The following is a 14,495-nucleotide window of genomic DNA, read 5'->3' on the forward strand; positions in this document are numbered from 1 at the left end:
TCCAGGGCGGGCCGCCGAACGCGTCGAGCGGACGCGGCGGACCCTGGACCGGCGGCGGGGGTGGGGCCGTCGGGCCGGTTACTTGGCGGCGGCCTTCTTGGCGTTGTTGATAGCGTCCTGCCATCCCTGCTCGGGGTTACGCTGCCCCAGCTCGACGGTGCGGACCGCGTTCTCCACCTCGGTGCGGACGGCCTGGTTCTTCGGGCCCATGTAGACCGGCTTCAGCGTCTTCGCGCCCTCACCGAAGATCCTGCCGACCGGCGCGTCGGAGAAGTACGCGTTCGTGGCCTCGGTGATGGCGGGGTCGTCGAGCGCCTGCGGCGAGGACGGCAGCGGACCTTTGGCCTTGAACGCGCCGATGTGCCCCTCGGCGCTGGTCAGGAACTTGGCCAGCTTGACCGCTTCGTCCTGGTGCTTGCTCTGCCGGGGCACGGCCAGGTGCGAGCCGCCCCAGTTGCCGCCGTTGCCGGGTACCCGGGCGATGTCCCACTTCCCCTTGGCCTCCGGCCCGGCGTTGCCCTCGATCACGCCGGTCATCCAGGCGGGGCAGGCGATGGTGGCGAACTTGGCCTGCTTGAAGGCGGAGACCCACTCCTCCGACCAGGAGCCGTACTTGCCCGACAGGCCGGCGTTGATGATGTTCATGGTGGTGTCCCAGGCCTGCTTCACCGCCGGGTTGCTGTCCACCACCAGGTTGTCGCTGGTGTCGTAGTAGTGGTAGCCCTGCGCGTTGCCGGCCGTCTGGAGCACGATCGTGTTGAAGGTGTTCGTGGCCGCGTCCAGGAACGAGGCACCGGTGTTGGCCGCCTTGAACTTCTCGCCGGTGGCGATGTAGTCCTCCCAGGTCGGCCAGAGTTCGGAGACCTTCTCCCGGTCGGTGGGCAGGCCGGCCTTCTCGAAGAGGTCGGTGCGGTAGCACATGGCCATGCCGCCGACGTCGGTGCCGAGCCCGATCAGTTTCTGGCCGTCGGCGGTGAGCCCCTGGTTCCACTTCCACTCCAGGAAGTTGCCCTTGAGGTCGGCGGCACCGTGGTCGAGCAGGTTGACGAAGTTGTCCGGGTTGGCCTTGTACTCGACCATCAGGCCCTCTTCGATGGCCACCACGTCGCCGGCGCCCTTGCCCGCGGCGAGCCACTGGGTCAGCTTCGGCGAGTACTCGTCGAGGTTGCCGCCGGTGCCCCGCTCGACGATCTTCACGTTCGGGTTGGCGTCCATGTACTGCTGGTAGAGCTGCTCGTAGCCGAACTGCCCGAAGACGTCGACGGTGAGCGTTATCTTGCCGTCCCCGGCAGCCTCGTCGCCGTCGCCGCCGCAGCCGCTGGTGACGAGCAGGACGCCGGTGGCGGCCAGAGCGACCGCCGCGAGGCGGTGACGCGGGAATGTGCCCATTGTCTGATGACCCCTCTCAGGTCGGGGTGGTGGTGGAATGGTTCTGAGAGCGCTCTCTCGTAGCCTGCGGTCCGCGCCGGACCGGTGTCAAGAGAGCGCTCTCTCGGGAGGGGTCACAGAATGGCCACGGGCGGCCTCCGCAGCAACGGCGGGCCGCCCGTGGGCACGTGGGAGATCAGCCGGTGCGGACCCCGTCGAGCAGGGTGCGGTCGCCCGCGACGGTCAGGGTGTCGAAGCTGACCCGCCCCCAGAGCGCCAGCAGCAGGTCGCTGGCGGTGCCGCTCACCTGCACCCGGGCGTGATGGTCGTCGTGGTCGAGGATGGTGCCGGTGTCGAGCAGGGCGACCCCCTCGCCGCGCAGCCGCAGGTACCACTCCTGGGCGGCGTCGGTGGCGGTCAGCCGGACCACGCCCTGCCACGGGCCGCCCGACCTGCGCCGGCCGGCCGGCAACCAGGTGTCAAGCACCTCGCTGACCCCGTCGGCCGCGAGCTTGGCCTCGATCGGCTCACCCGCGGCGATGGCGAGCTGGGCGTCCCAACGGTGCACCGCCGTCTCGTGGGCCATCCGGCGCGGCCAGAAGGCCGCCTTCTTCGGCTGGGGAGCCCAGTTCCACGCCGGGGCCTCCGGGTCGAGCGCGTCGAAGAGTGCCATCAGTTCGTCGTACGCCTGCTGCCACTGCTGGACGGCGGTGACGCCCGCAGCCGGATCGACCGGCTGTGACCGGCTCTGCTGCGGTGCCGCCGGATCACCCGAGCCGGCCACGTCGTGCACCCACCGGTAGATTCCGGCGAGATGGCGGGTCAGGTCGGTCACGGTCCAACCGGGGCAGGACAGCACAGGTGTCTCGGGTGGCGCCTCGGCCACCGCGGCCGCGAACGCCGGGCCCTCCGCCCGGAGCGCACCGATCCAGAAGTCCTTGGTGCCGTGCAATCTGCTCATCGCCATCCTCCCGGGGGTGACCGGGCCACCAGTGGGTGCCACGGCTACCCCTCAGCCTAGGGTGAGAGGCGTGTCTGACGTCTACGCCCAGCCGACAGCCGCCGCTCAACCCGCCAGCACGGGCGATCTGGCGCAATACACCACATTGTGCCTGGGTGGGCCGGCCGGCCGGGTCGTGACCGCCGGCAACGCCGACGAGATCGTCAGCCGGGTACGCGAGGCGGGCTCCGAGATCCTCCTGATCGCCGGCGGCAGCAACGTGGTGATCGGTGACGCCGGCTTCCCCGGCACGGTGGTCCTCGTCCGCTCCCGTGGGCTGCGGGTGCTGACCGAGGACGAGCAGACCGTGACGGTACGGGTGGAGGCCGGTGAGCCGTGGGACGACCTGGTCGCCGCGACGGTACGCAACGGCTGGTCGGGGCTGGAGTGCCTGTCCGGCATCCCCGGCTCGACAGGTGCCACCCCGATCCAGAACGTCGGGGCGTACGGGCAGGAGGTCGCCGAGACCATCACCGCCGTGCAGGTCTACGACCGGATGGCCGGGACCGTCGGGCAGGTCGACGCCGCCGACTGCGGCTTCGCCTACCGGTCCAGCATCTTCAAGTACAACGAGCGCTGGGTGGTGCTCTCGGTGGACTTCCGGCTGGCCCGCTCGCCGCTGTCCGGCCCGGTGCGCTACGCGGAGCTGGGCCGGGCGCTCGGCGTCGAGGTCGGTGACCGGGTGCCGCTGGCGCAGGCCCGGGCCACGGTGCTGGGACTACGCGCGGGCAAGGGCATGGTGCTCGACGCGGACGACCCGGACACCCGCTCCGTCGGCTCGTTCTTCACCAACCCGGTCCTCGACGCCACGGCGTACGCCGATCTGCGGCAGCGGGCCGCCGAGCTGGGTGAGCCGCCGGCGTGGCCGGGTGCCGGCGACATGGTCAAGGTCAGCGCCGCCTGGCTGATCGACAAGGCCGGCTTCGGCAAGGGGTATCCCGGCCCCGAGGGCACCGCCATCTCCACCAAGCACACCCTCGCCCTGACCAACCCCACCGGCACCGCCAGCACCCGGGCCCTGCTCGACCTGGCCCGGGAGATCCGCGACGGCGTCCAGAACCGGTTCGGCGTAACCCTCCACCCCGAACCCGTCCTCATCAACTGCACCCTCTAACCCCACCCACTTCACCCAGGTGGCAGGGGTGGGGGTCAGGTGGGGGAGATTGTGGGCCAGGGGACGGTGAGGCGGCCGTGGCGCCAGTGGCGGGGGCGGTCGAGAACCGGCCAGCCCTGGGCGCGGAGGGCCGACACGGCGTGCAGCCAGCGCTGGCGGGGGCCGAAGGGGGCGTAGCCGGCGGCGGCGCGCCAGGCGTCGTCCAGGGCCCGGATCAGGTCGTGGATCCGTTCACCCGGCACGTTGCGGTGGATCAGCGCCTTCGGTAGCCGCTCGGCCAGCTCGGCCGGAGTTTCCAGGGTGGTCAGCCGGGCGGCCAGGGTCAGCGAGCGCGGCCCGTCGGCATCGAGCAGCACCCACCCGCCGAGCCGCCCCAGCTCGTCGCAGGTCCCCTCCACCAGCAGCCCGCCCGGAGCCAGCCCGGCGCACAGTGTGGCCCACGCGCCGGCCACTTCGCTCTCGTCGTACTGACGCAGCACGTTCAACGCGCGGATCAGAGCGGGACGCAGGCCGGCCAGCTCGAAACCGCCGCGGGCGAAGGTGAGCCCGGGTGGATCGGCGGCGGGCTGTGCGTCGGCGACGCGTACCGGATCGATCTCCAGCCCGACCACCCGCACGTCGGCGCGGACGCGGGCGGCGAGTCGGGCGCGCAACTCCACAGCGGTCACCGGGGTCGCACCGTAGCCGAGGTCCACCACCAGCGGGTCCGGTGCGGCGCGTAGCGGCCCGGCGCAGGTCTCCACGATCCAGTTGTCCACCCGGCGGAGCCGGTTGGGATGGGTGGTCCCCCGAGTCACCGCACCGAGCGGTCGGTACGCCCGCGACGTCATTGTGGACCCCGGGCTCAGCCGGCCCGGTGCACCTTGTGCTGGGCGGCCTGGGCCAGCGGCCGGACCACGAGACGGTCCACGTTCACGTGCTGCGGTCGGGTGGCGCACCAGGCGATGCAGTCGGCGACGTCCTCGGCGAGCAGCGGCTCGGCGACCCCGGCGTAGACCTCCTCCGCCCGGTCGACGTCCCCGCCGAAGCGGGTCAACGAGAACTCGTCGGTCTTCACCATGCCCGGGTCGATCTCGATCACCCGGACCGGGCGCCCGCACAACTCCAGGCGTAGCGTGCCGGCGATCGCGGTCTGCGCGTGCTTCGCCGCGGTGTAGCCGCCCCCACCCTCGTACACGGTGAAGCCGGCGGTCGACGAGACGACGACGATCGTGCCCGCCCCGGAGGCCGCCAGCAGCGGCAGCAGCGCCTGGGTCACCCGCAGCGTGCCGAGCACGTTGACGTCGTACATCCACTGCCAGTCACCGATCGCGCCGGACTCCACCGGGTCCAGCCCACGTGCCCCACCCGCGTTGTTCACCAGCAGGGTCACCGGCCCGCCGGCCTGCTGCGCGGCCCGAGCCAGGTCGGCCACCGACTCGTCGGAAGTGACGTCGCAGCCCACCGCGGTCGCGGAACCGCCGGCGGCGGTGATCTCGGCGACCAGTTCGACAAGCCGGTCGGTACGCCGTGCCGCGGCGAGCACGTGGAAGCCCTCGCCGGCGAGCCGCCGGGCGGTGGCGGCGCCGATCCCGCTGGACGCTCCGGTGACGATCGCGACACGACTCATCCGGCCATTCTCGCTCCCCGTCGGCGGGCGGTGGGCGGCACGGTCGCCATGAGGTCGGTCACGCCCGGGGACCTGCCCGACGTATTTCCCGCCGCCGATCGGGAAGATGACATCCGGCGTGGAGTGTTGACGCAGAAGCGCCGGTCGTGCGGGACGGCATCAACCGTGGCAAAGGGAGCGGACGTGGCGGAAGAGCACACCGGTGTCGGTCGTCAGCGAGGTTCCCTGCCGTGGCCGCGACCCCGGCGGATCGCCACCCTGTCGGTACACACCTCACCGCTGCACCAGCCGGGCACCGGGGACGCGGGCGGCATGAACGTCTACATCCTGGAGGTCTCCCGGCGGTTGGCCGAGGCGAACGTCGAGGTCGAGATCTTCACCCGGGCCACCTCCGGTGACCTGCCACCGGTGGTGGAGGTGGCGCCCGGGGTGCACGTCCGGCACGTGATGGCCGGCCCGCTGGAGGGCCTGACCAAGGAGGAGCTGCCCGGTCAGCTCTGTGCGTTCACCGCGGGGGTGCTGCGCGCCGAGGCGGCCCGCCCGCCGGGCCACTACGACCTCATCCACTCCCACTACTGGCTCTCCGGGCAGGTCGGCTGGCTGGCCAAGGATCGCTGGGGGGTGCCGCTCGTGCACACCGCGCACACCCTGGCCAAGGTGAAGAACGCGCAGTTGGCCGCCGGTGACCGGCCGGAGCCCAAGGCGCGGGTGATCGGTGAGGAGCAGGTGGTCGCGGAGGCGGACCGGCTGGTCGCGAACACCCGGGTCGAGGCGCGGGACCTGATCGGCCGGTACGACGCCGAGCCCACCCGGGTCGCGGTGGTCGAGCCCGGCGTCGACCTGGAGCGGTTCCGTCCGGCCGCCGGCGACCGGGACGCCGCCACCATCGCCGCCCGGGTCCGGTTGGGCCTGCCGACCCGCGGCCACCTGGTCGCCTTCGTCGGGCGGATCCAGCCGCTGAAGGCACCCGACGTGCTCATCCGCGCGATCGCCGCCCTGCGCGCGCGGGATGCCGAGCTGGCCCGTGAGGTCGCGGTGGTGATCTGCGGCGGCCCCAGCGGCACCGGCCTGGACCGGCCCACCGCCCTGATCGAGCTGGCCGACTCGCTCGGCGTCGCCGACCGGGTGCACTTCCTGCCGCCGCGCACCGGAGCGGAACTGCCCCTGCTGTACCAGGCGGCCGACCTGGTCGCGGTGCCGTCGTACAACGAATCCTTCGGCCTGGTCGCGCTGGAGGCCCAGGCCTGCGGTACACCGGTGGTGGCCGCCGCCGTCGGCGGCTTGGTCACCGCGGTGCGCGACCAGGTCAGCGGGGTGCTGGTGCGCGGACACGATCCGGCGGACTGGGCGGGTACGCTGGCCCGCCTGCTGCCCGACCGGGCCCGACGGGCCGAGTTGTCCGTCGGTGCCGCCCGGCACGCCCGGGACTTCTCCTGGCACCGCACCGCCGCCGGCCTGCTCACCGTCTACGGTGAGGCGATCGCCGACCACCGGGCCGGCCTCACCGCCGAACTCACCGGCTCCCGCTGCTGAGCGCCGCACGGTCCCGGCCCACCAGGGGCGACGGTGACTGACCGGCAGCCGGGCAATGCTGTGGTGATCGTCGTAGAGTTGGCCGGATGAGCGACCTCGGGGCACTTATCGAGTCCGTCTGCGCGGAGCGGGAACTCGCCTGCGAGTCCACCGGCCCGGGGTCGTACGCGGTGACCCTGCCCGGCACGCACAAGCTCAAGACGATCTGCAACCTGATCGTCGGCGAGCACGCGCTGCGGATCGAGGCGTTCGTGATGCGCCAGCCGGACGAGCGGCGCGAGGAGCTGTGGGCCTGGTTGTTGCAGCGCAACGCCAAGATGTACGCCGTGTCGTTCTCCATCGACGCGGTCGGCGACGTCTACCTCACCGGCCGGGTCAACCCGGAAGGTGTCGACGCCGACGAGCTGGACCGGCTGTTCGGTGCGGTGCTGACCTACGCCGACGAGTCCTTCGACACGATGCTGGAGATCGGGTTCGGCAGCTCGATCCGCCGGGAGTGGGAGTGGCGGGTGAAGCGGGGCGAGTCCACCGCCAACCTGGCGGCCTTCGCGCACCTGTTCGAGCCCTCGGACGCCGCCCGGTCGGCTCCGCCGGCCGCCGGAGGTTCGGACGGCTCCTGACGGGTAAGCCGCTGCGCGCGGTGCGGCGTTGGGACCCGCCGCGCCGAGACGGCGAGTGTCGAGGAGCGTGAGCGTCCATGGCTCAGCGAAGCAGCTCGGGTCGCGGCGGGACCGCGACCAGGACCAGGCGGCAGGGTGGTAACCAGACCCCGAACACGCCACGGATCTCCGAGTCGGAGATCTCCCGGATGCGGGTGGACGACATTCGGGGACAACTGCGGCGGTACGGGGTCTCCGGCATCTCTGCCCTGCGTAAGCCGGAACTGGTGAAGACACTGGCGAAGGCGCTGCGGTCCGGCGGTGCCGGGCGCCGGAGCAGTGGTCCGGCCGGCCGGGCCAGCGCCACGAAGGCGTCCGGCACGAGACAGGCGGCATCCGGCCGGACCGCGCCGGGGCGGGCCAAGGCGGCACCGGCGAAACGGGCCGCTCCGGCCCGCAAGGCGACCGGTGCGGCGGGCAGGTCCACGGCCGGCACCGCCCGCAAGACGACAAGTGCGGCGCGCAGGTCCACGACGGGTGCCGCGGGTAGGAGCACGGCCGGGGCGAGGAAGTCGGCCCCGCGCAAGGCGACCACGAGCGGCAAGGCGGGCGGTGGGTCCAGCACTGCCGCCACTCGCGCCGGCAAGGCGGCGCCCACCCGGCGGACGGCCGAGGCTCGGCCGGCCCGCGGTGGCGCGGCGCGGACCGGGCGGTCGACTTCGCGGTCGGTCCGGTCGTCGCAGCTGATCTCCTCGCTCCAGGACCGGCCGGAGCGTCCCGGCCGCAGCCTGGTGACCACAAACCACGACGTCATCCGGCGGTGGGCCCGGGAGCGGGGCGCCAAGCCGGCGACCATCAGCGGTACCGAGCGCGAGGGCCGGGCCGGGGTGCTGACCTTCAACATTCCGGGTTACCGGGAGAGCAGTCGGATCCGCGAGATCACCTGGGACGAGTGGTTCCACACCTTCGACATGCGTCGGCTGAACCTGATCTACCAGGACCAGATGCGGGACGGACGGCAGAGCAACTTCTTCCGGACCGAATCACCCGATCGGGAAGACGGGTGAGAGGTTTGCGGGAATAGCCCCCGGGTACCCGCTGTTTGCCTTGACCGAGGGCCTGAAGCGCCGTCTCAGGAGATTCGGTAGCTGTGACGGGCGAGACAGTCGCTCAGGTTGAATCGCGAGGTCGGGCCGCACTAACTTTATTGCACCGCGTAACGCTCGGAACCGTTCGGGGGAGCGGCGGATCGATCAGATCTGTGCAGCCGGGCGCGGCGCGGGGGACGGGTGGACCAACACCGTTGGGGGACGGTGGCCCACCTGTTTGGACCGGCGGCCGAGCGGGCGTCGCTTACGGGGGTGAGTGTCGCCCGCCGCCGCCGGTCGTACGACGTGAAATGCCCGGCACGTTACGTGCCGGGCATTACGCGTGCGCTCAGGAGTGACCAGCCAACGACGGCTCGACCCGTTCGCCCTGGTGACGCAGGGCGGCCACGCGCCGTTCCCGGGACGGTCCGGCGAGCAGGTGCGCACCGGCGGCCAGCAGACCCAGCGCACCGACCAGCAGCCAGTGCCCGTCGCCCCACCGTTGCAGGCTGAAGCCGCCGATCGTCGGCGCAATGAACGACGCGGCAGGGAAGGCCAGGTAGAACACCGACTGGTAGCGGGCCCGCAGCGCCGGTGGTGCCAGGTCCGCGTTGATCTGGGCGTTGGGTGGCGCGGCCAGCATCGAGCCGACCGTCCAGATCACGCAGGCGCCCAGGTAGAACGCGAGGTCGTCGGCGATGGCGAGGGCACCGAAGCCGGCGGCGAGCAGCGCCGTCGACAGGGCCAGCACGTGCGCCTTCCGGTGGCGGTCGATGAGCCGGGGCACGAACAACTGCCCGAGCACGATCAGGACGCCGCCGAGGGCCACCACCGCGCCGTACGACGACGGCCCCAACCCGTCGGCACGCATGGCCAACGGCATGATCGTCGAGGCCTGCATGGTCAGCACGGCCAGCACGAAGGTCAGCCCGACGAAGACCAGGAAATGTCGATCGGTCAACGCGGTGTGCAGTCCGGGGCGACGCGACCGGCGGGTGTCGGTGGCCGGAGTCGCCGGACTCCGGCGGCGGGCCAGGGTCTCCGGGACCTTCCAGGCGATGAGCGCGGCGGTGGCCAACGTGGCGACGGCGTCGACCAGGAAGAGGGCCATGTAGCTCGCCTCGGCCAGCAGGCCGGCCAGCACTGAGGCGACCGCCATGCCGAGATTGAACGCCCAGAACTGGAGGTTGAAGGCGCGGGACCGGCGATGCTCCGGCACCACGTCGACGATCGCCGCGACGAAGGCCGGGCTCGGCATGGAGTGCGTCACCCCGACCAGCAGAGCGAGCGCCGCGATCACGCCGAGGTGTTGGCTGAGGGCCAGCGCGACCATCAGGGCGGCGGTGACCAGATGTGCCGCCACCAGGGTCGACCGTCGACCCCACCGGTCGGCCAGGACCCCGCCGAGCAGCACCCCGGCCGCCCCGCCCGCGCCGTACGCGCCCACCACCACGCCGGCCAGCGACTCGCTCGCGCCCCGGGCCGCGGTCAGGTAGAGCGACAGGAAGAGCATCGCGAACGCGCCGGCCCGGTTGATCAGTAGGCCGGCCCAGAGGTACCAGAAGGTCGCGGGCAGGCCGCCCGCGGTGTCGGTCAGCCAGCGACGAACCGCCCCCACCGGTGGCAGGTCGGGCTGCCGTTCGGCCGGTGCCCCGACCTCGCCAATCTGTTCGGACACCTAACAGATCTTGCCTGGGTCGACGGACGGGAGAGACGCCGGGTGGCGGGACTCACCCTCGGGAGGTGGCCACCGGCTCGGCCGCCTGCGGGGCGGCGGGCTGCGGTGCGGTCGACTGCACCGTGACGACGGGAGCGGCACCGGCGGTACGCAGGGCAATGGCACGCCGTTCCCGGGCCGGGCCGGAGAGCAGGTGGCCCACCGCCATCACCAGGCCGATCATCGCGCAGCCGAACCAGAGGGTGGCGTTGCCGGCCTGCTCCCGCACCAGTCCACCGAGGATCGGCGCCGCCGCGCCGGCCAGCTGCCAGGAGAGCGAGAAGACACCCTGGTAGCGGCCGCGCAGCTCGGCGGGGGAGAGCTCGGCGATGAGGGTCGCGTTGGACGGCGAGTTGAGCATCTCGCCGAGGGTCCAGATCAGCACCGTCAGCCCGTAGAACCAGGCGACGTCGGCGAACGCGGTCAGCCCGAAGCCCGCGCCCATCACCACCGCGGCCAGGGCGAGCACGTGCGACCGGCTGCGCCCCTTGATCAGCCGAGGCACGAAGAGCTGGCCGGCCACGATCAGGACACCGTTGAGCGCGATCACCGATCCGTACGTGGCGGGGCTCAGCCCGGAGTCGGCCATCGCGATCGGCAGCATCGAGATGTGCTGGAGGAAGACCAGTGCCCCGAGCAGGTTCAGAGCGACGAAACCGAGGTACACCCGGTCGCTCAGGATGGTCCGCAGGGCGCCGGCCGGGGCACCGCCACGGGGCATGTCGACGGTGACCGTCCGGGTCTCCCGCACCTTCACGAAGATGATCAGCGCGGTGACCACTGTGGTGGTCGCGTTGACCACGAAGAGCAGCAGGTAGCCGGCCTGGGCGGCGAAGCCGGCGAGCACCGCGGCGCAGGCGAAGCCGAGGTTTATCGCCCAGTAGTTGAGTGAGAAGGCGCGCAGCCGATCCCGCTCCGGCACCACGTCGATCATCATGGCGCCGAACGCGGGGCGGGCCGCCTCGGCGAAGAGGCCGAGGAGCAAAGCTCCCGCCGCGACCGTCCACAGGTCGCGGGCGAAGCCCAGGGCGAGCATCATCGTCGCGGCGCCGAGATGGGCGGTGAGCAGGGTCGGCCGGCGGCCCCACCGGTCGGTGAGGGTGCCACCGGCGGTGGTGCCGACCGCGCCACCGACGCCCCACGCGCCGAGCACCAGGCCGGCCTGTGAGGCGGAGAAGCCGCGTTCCTGGGTCAGGTAGATGGCGAGGAAGACCAGGACGAACGAGCCGAGCCGGTTGATCAGCGTGCCGGTCCAGAGGTACCAGAAGGTCCTCGGTAGCCCACCTGTGGTGTCCCGGAACCAACCCCGCATCGCGCGCACGCCGGCGCCCCCGTTTCCGTAATGCCTGGTGATCTATCGGATCCTTACCAACCTAGTGGCGTGCCGGAATCAAGGTCACCTGTATTTCCACGTGGTGGTCGTCACCACCCTTCCCGCGCGAGCCATTCCGGGTTGCGGCAGGATGATCGGCATGACAGCTAGCGAGGGGCCCACCGTCGGGACGCTGGTCCTGCTTCGGCACGGCGAGAGCGACTGGAACGCCAAGAACCTCTTCACCGGCTGGGTCGACGTCGACCTGACCGCGAAGGGGGAGAGCGAGGCGCGCCGCGGCGGCGAGCTGCTGCGCGAGCACGGCCTGCTGCCGGACGTGGTGCACACAAGTGTGATGCGCCGCGCCATCCGGACCGCCGAGTTGGCGTTGAACGCCGCCGACCGGCACTGGATCGCGGTGCGCCGGTCGTGGCGGCTCAACGAGCGCCACTACGGCGCGCTCCAGGGCAAGAACAAGAAGCAGACCCTTGAGGAGTACGGCGAGGAGCAGTTCATGCTCTGGCGCCGGTCGTACGACACCCCGCCGCCGCCGATCGCGGACGACGACGAGTGGTCGCAGGTGGGCGATCCGCGGTACGCGCTGCTGCCGACCGAGCTGATGCCACGTACCGAGTGCCTCAAGGATGTCGTCGAGCGGATGCTGCCGTACTGGTACGACTCGATCGTGCCGGACATCCTGGCCGGCCGTACGGTGCTGGTGGCCGCGCACGGCAATTCGTTGCGGGCGCTGGTCAAGCACCTGGACCAGATCAGCGACGAGGCGATCGCCAAGCTCAACATCCCTACCGGCATCCCGCTGCGCTACGACCTGGACCCGCTGCTGCGCCCCCAGACGCTTGGCGGCACCTACCTCGACCCGGAGGCCGCGAAGGCGGCTGCCGCCGCGGTGGCCAACCAGGGTCGCTGACCGCGACACCGTGCGAGGGGGCCCCGGGCTGGCCGGGGCCCCCTCGACGGGCTCAGGCGGGGGTGACGGGTTCGCCGGTGATCAGGTAGACGACGTGCTCGGCGCTGTTCACCGCGTGGTCGGCGAAACGCTCGTAGAAGCGACCGAGCAGGGTGGCGTCGATGGCGGTCTCCACGCCGTACGGCCAGTCCGCGCCGAGCAGCACCCCGAACAACCCCTTGTGCAGCTCGTCCATCGCGTCGTCGTCGCCGTCCAGTTCGGCCGCGAGATCGGCGTCCGGGTGAGCCAGCACCGAGGCGATCTTCTCGGCCATCCGGTCGGCGATGTTCGCCATGTCGGTGAAGACCGGGCGCAGCTCGGCCGGCACGGCGGGCGACGGGTGCCGGCGCAGCGCCGTCTTGGCGACGTGGTCGGCCAGGTCACCCATCCGTTCCAGGTCGGCCGCCACGTGCAGGGCGGTGATCATGGCGCGCAGGTCGGAGGCGACCGGGGCCTGGCGGGCGAGCAGGTCACAGACCCGCTCCTCGACCTGACGGTAGAGCCCGTCGATCTCGGCGTCCCGTTCGATCACGGACTCGGCTGCCCGGCGGTCGGCGGTGAGCAGGGCCCGGGTCGCCTGCCGCAGTGCCGCCCGAACTCCCTCGGCCATCTCGACCAGTAGTTGGCTGACGGCCTGAAGTTCGGCCCGGAACTCGTCGCGCATTCTCACGTCCTGTCCGTCGGTGCCGGCGATCCCGCCGGCGGGGATGTGCGCAGGTACGCCGCCAAAACTAGGGCTGCCGGGCGGACCGGAGGTGAACGCTGATGAACTACGCCGGACGCGCGGGTGAACTTTCCCGGAAGTGAGAGTGCTTCGTCCTGTTCTGGGCGATAGCCGGGTTAACAATGACCCTACGATCGCCGGGTGACGTGGGCGGTGACGGTGGGTGTGGCTGCGGCCCTGGTGGTCGGGGTGGCCGCCGGCCTGTGGTTGTCCCGCATGATCCCGACGGCGCGCCGGCCGACCGGGTCCACGGGGAGCAGGTGGGCCGGTTTCCGGTTCGGTAAGGGGAGGCTCGCGATCGTCGACGAAGTGCAGGTCGGGCTCGGCCGCCGCGCGATCGACTCGTTGCGCGCGGGGGTCGTGGTGCTCGACGCAGATGACGTGCCCGTACTGGTCAATCCGGCGGCGCGGGCGATGGGACTGCTGCGGACCGGTGGACGGCCGGGTTCGATCATGGCGCATCCGTTGATCCGTACCCTGGCGGGGCAGGTACGGCGCACCGGAGTACGACGCGAGATCGAGCTCGACCTGCCCCGAGGTCGCGACAACGCCGGTGAGAACCCGCTCGGCGTGCACCTGCGGGCGATGGGACTGGGCAACGGTTACATCGCGGTGGAAGCGGCCGACGTGACCGAGTCGCACCGGTTGGCCCGGGTCCGCCGGGACTTCGTGGCCAACGTCAGCCACGAACTGAAGACCCCGATCGGTGCGTTGCAGTTGCTCGCCGAGGCACTGTTGGATGCCACCGAGCCGGCCGACGAGGGGCACCCCGATCTCTCCGAGGACCTGGTCGCCGCCAGGCGGTTCGCCGAGCGCATCCAGCACGAGTCGACCCGGTTGGGACGGCTGGTGCAGGAGTTGCTGGAGCTGACCCGGCTCCAGGGCGCCGAACCACAGCCGGCACCAGAACCGGTCGCGGTGGACTGGGTGATCTCCGAGGTGCTCGATCGCACCCGGACCGCCGCCGCCGCCCGGCGGATCGAGGTGACCGTCGAAGCCGAGCGGGGACTGACCGTGTACGGCAGCGACAACCAGCTCGCCACGGCGGTGGCGAATCTGGTCGAGAACGCCCTCAACTACTCCGGCGAGGACACGACGGTACGCATCGTCGCCCGGGCCGCCGGAGAGCAGGTGGAGATCGCGGTCACCGACCAGGGCATCGGCATCGCGCCCACCGACGTCGACCGCATCTTCGAGCGGTTCTACCGCGCCGACCAGGCGCGCTCGCGGGCGACCGGCGGCACCGGCCTGGGGCTGGCGATCGTCAAGCACATCGCGAGCAACCATGGCGGCCGGGTGGATGTGGCGAGCACTCTTGGTGGTGGGTCGACGTTCACCCTCCGGCTGCCCGCCAGCCCGCCGGACGACCTGCTGGCGACACTGCCGACTGCTGGGATCGAGGCCGGTTCGGCCGAGCTCCGGCAGGTCTGACCGGATATGGATCAGGCCGGGCTCCGTCCGGTC

At 71.6% G+C, this 14,495-nt stretch carries 13 protein-coding genes; 6 read left to right on the forward strand and 7 right to left on the reverse strand.

Annotation, left to right across the window (positions count from 1 at the left end):
- Positions 1-78: 78 nt before the first annotated feature.
- Both AB0I71_RS13245 and AB0I71_RS13250 read right to left on the reverse strand, forming a co-directional pair.
- Entirely contained in the window at positions 79-1,389 is a 1,311-nt protein-coding gene (locus tag AB0I71_RS13245) for an extracellular solute-binding protein (protein ID WP_357584098.1), read from the reverse strand.
- A gap of 175 nt (positions 1,390-1,564) precedes the next feature.
- Complete coding sequence (locus AB0I71_RS13250; protein WP_357584100.1) at positions 1,565-2,329, reverse strand: maleylpyruvate isomerase family mycothiol-dependent enzyme; 765 nt, start codon at positions 2,327-2,329, stop codon at positions 1,565-1,567.
- A 70-nt stretch (positions 2,330-2,399) separates the two neighbouring features.
- On the opposite strand from AB0I71_RS13250, the gene AB0I71_RS13255 reads away from it, so the two are divergent.
- A complete protein-coding gene (locus AB0I71_RS13255; protein WP_357584102.1) occupies positions 2,400-3,482 on the forward strand; it encodes a UDP-N-acetylmuramate dehydrogenase in 1,083 nt (360 codons plus the stop codon).
- A gap of 35 nt (positions 3,483-3,517) precedes the next feature.
- Here AB0I71_RS13255 and AB0I71_RS13260 read toward each other — a convergent pair whose 3' ends face one another.
- Together AB0I71_RS13260 and AB0I71_RS13265 are read right to left on the reverse strand one after the other, a co-directional pair.
- Positions 3,518-4,312, reverse strand: coding sequence for a class I SAM-dependent methyltransferase (locus AB0I71_RS13260; RefSeq protein ID WP_357584104.1), 795 nt, complete (start codon positions 4,310-4,312; stop codon positions 3,518-3,520).
- 14 nt (positions 4,313-4,326) lie between these two features.
- A complete protein-coding gene (locus tag AB0I71_RS13265; RefSeq protein ID WP_357584106.1) occupies positions 4,327-5,091 on the reverse strand; it encodes an SDR family oxidoreductase in 765 nt (254 codons plus the stop codon).
- 183 nt (positions 5,092-5,274) lie between these two features.
- On the opposite strand from AB0I71_RS13265, the gene mshA reads away from it, so the two are divergent.
- From mshA to AB0I71_RS13280, 3 genes are all read left to right on the forward strand, one after another.
- Positions 5,275-6,624 (forward strand): D-inositol-3-phosphate glycosyltransferase, encoded by a 1,350-nt coding sequence (mshA, locus tag AB0I71_RS13270; protein ID WP_357584108.1) that lies wholly within the window; start codon positions 5,275-5,277, stop codon positions 6,622-6,624.
- 86 nt (positions 6,625-6,710) lie between these two features.
- Positions 6,711-7,244 carry a YbjN domain-containing protein gene (locus AB0I71_RS13275; protein WP_203999918.1) on the forward strand — a complete coding sequence of 178 codons (534 nt, stop codon included), beginning with the start codon at positions 6,711-6,713 and terminating at the stop codon, positions 7,242-7,244.
- 188 nt (positions 7,245-7,432) lie between these two features.
- On the forward strand, positions 7,433-8,290 hold the full coding sequence (locus AB0I71_RS13280; protein WP_357584284.1) for a hypothetical protein: 858 nt from the start codon (positions 7,433-7,435) through the stop codon (positions 8,288-8,290).
- A gap of 370 nt (positions 8,291-8,660) precedes the next feature.
- Here the strand turns inward: AB0I71_RS13280 and AB0I71_RS13285 are convergent, their stop codons facing one another.
- Together AB0I71_RS13285 and AB0I71_RS13290 are read right to left on the reverse strand one after the other, a co-directional pair.
- Positions 8,661-9,929, reverse strand: coding sequence for an MFS transporter (locus tag AB0I71_RS13285; protein ID WP_357584286.1), 1,269 nt, complete (start codon positions 9,927-9,929; stop codon positions 8,661-8,663).
- A gap of 112 nt (positions 9,930-10,041) precedes the next feature.
- The gene (locus AB0I71_RS13290; RefSeq protein ID WP_357584111.1) at positions 10,042-11,349 is read right to left on the reverse strand and encodes an MFS transporter; all 1,308 of its coding nucleotides are present in this window, start codon (positions 11,347-11,349) and stop codon (positions 10,042-10,044) included.
- Positions 11,350-11,500: 151 nt separating this feature from the next.
- On the opposite strand from AB0I71_RS13290, the gene AB0I71_RS13295 reads away from it, so the two are divergent.
- Positions 11,501-12,268: a phosphoglyceromutase gene (locus tag AB0I71_RS13295; protein ID WP_357584113.1), complete on the forward strand. Its 768-nt coding sequence runs from the start codon at positions 11,501-11,503 to the stop codon at positions 12,266-12,268.
- Positions 12,269-12,320: 52 nt separating this feature from the next.
- Here the strand turns inward: AB0I71_RS13295 and phoU are convergent, their stop codons facing one another.
- Positions 12,321-12,971, reverse strand: a complete 651-nt coding sequence (phoU, locus tag AB0I71_RS13300) for a phosphate signaling complex protein PhoU (protein WP_357584288.1) — start codon at positions 12,969-12,971, stop codon at positions 12,321-12,323.
- 276 nt (positions 12,972-13,247) lie between these two features.
- On the opposite strand from phoU, the gene AB0I71_RS13305 reads away from it, so the two are divergent.
- Positions 13,248-14,462, forward strand: coding sequence for an ATP-binding protein (locus AB0I71_RS13305; protein ID WP_357584290.1), 1,215 nt, complete (start codon positions 13,248-13,250; stop codon positions 14,460-14,462).
- Positions 14,463-14,495: the final 33 nt, after the last annotated feature.

The organism is Micromonospora sp. NPDC049891 (genome assembly GCF_040660295.1).
Classification (GTDB): domain Bacteria; phylum Actinomycetota; class Actinomycetes; order Mycobacteriales; family Micromonosporaceae; genus Micromonospora.

Bases quoted from the DNA above. Each gene is read 5' to 3' on its own strand.
- AB0I71_RS13245 (WP_357584098.1), bottom strand. From the start codon at position 1,389: ATGGGCACATTCCCGCGTCACCGCCTCGCGGCGGTCGCTCTGGCCGCC.
- AB0I71_RS13250 (WP_357584100.1), bottom strand. From the start codon at position 2,329: ATGAGCAGATTGCACGGCACCAAGGACTTCTGGATCGGTGCGCTCCGG.
- AB0I71_RS13260 (WP_357584104.1), bottom strand. From the start codon at position 4,312: ATGACGTCGCGGGCGTACCGACCGCTCGGTGCGGTGACTCGGGGGACC.
- AB0I71_RS13265 (WP_357584106.1), bottom strand. From the start codon at position 5,091: ATGAGTCGTGTCGCGATCGTCACCGGAGCGTCCAGCGGGATCGGCGCC.
- AB0I71_RS13275 (WP_203999918.1), top strand. From the start codon at position 6,711: ATGAGCGACCTCGGGGCACTTATCGAGTCCGTCTGCGCGGAGCGGGAA.
- AB0I71_RS13280 (WP_357584284.1), top strand. From the start codon at position 7,433: ATGCGGGTGGACGACATTCGGGGACAACTGCGGCGGTACGGGGTCTCC.
- AB0I71_RS13295 (WP_357584113.1), top strand. From the start codon at position 11,501: ATGACAGCTAGCGAGGGGCCCACCGTCGGGACGCTGGTCCTGCTTCGG.
- phoU (WP_357584288.1), bottom strand. From the start codon at position 12,971: ATGCGCGACGAGTTCCGGGCCGAACTTCAGGCCGTCAGCCAACTACTG.
- AB0I71_RS13305 (WP_357584290.1), top strand. From the start codon at position 13,248: ATGATCCCGACGGCGCGCCGGCCGACCGGGTCCACGGGGAGCAGGTGG.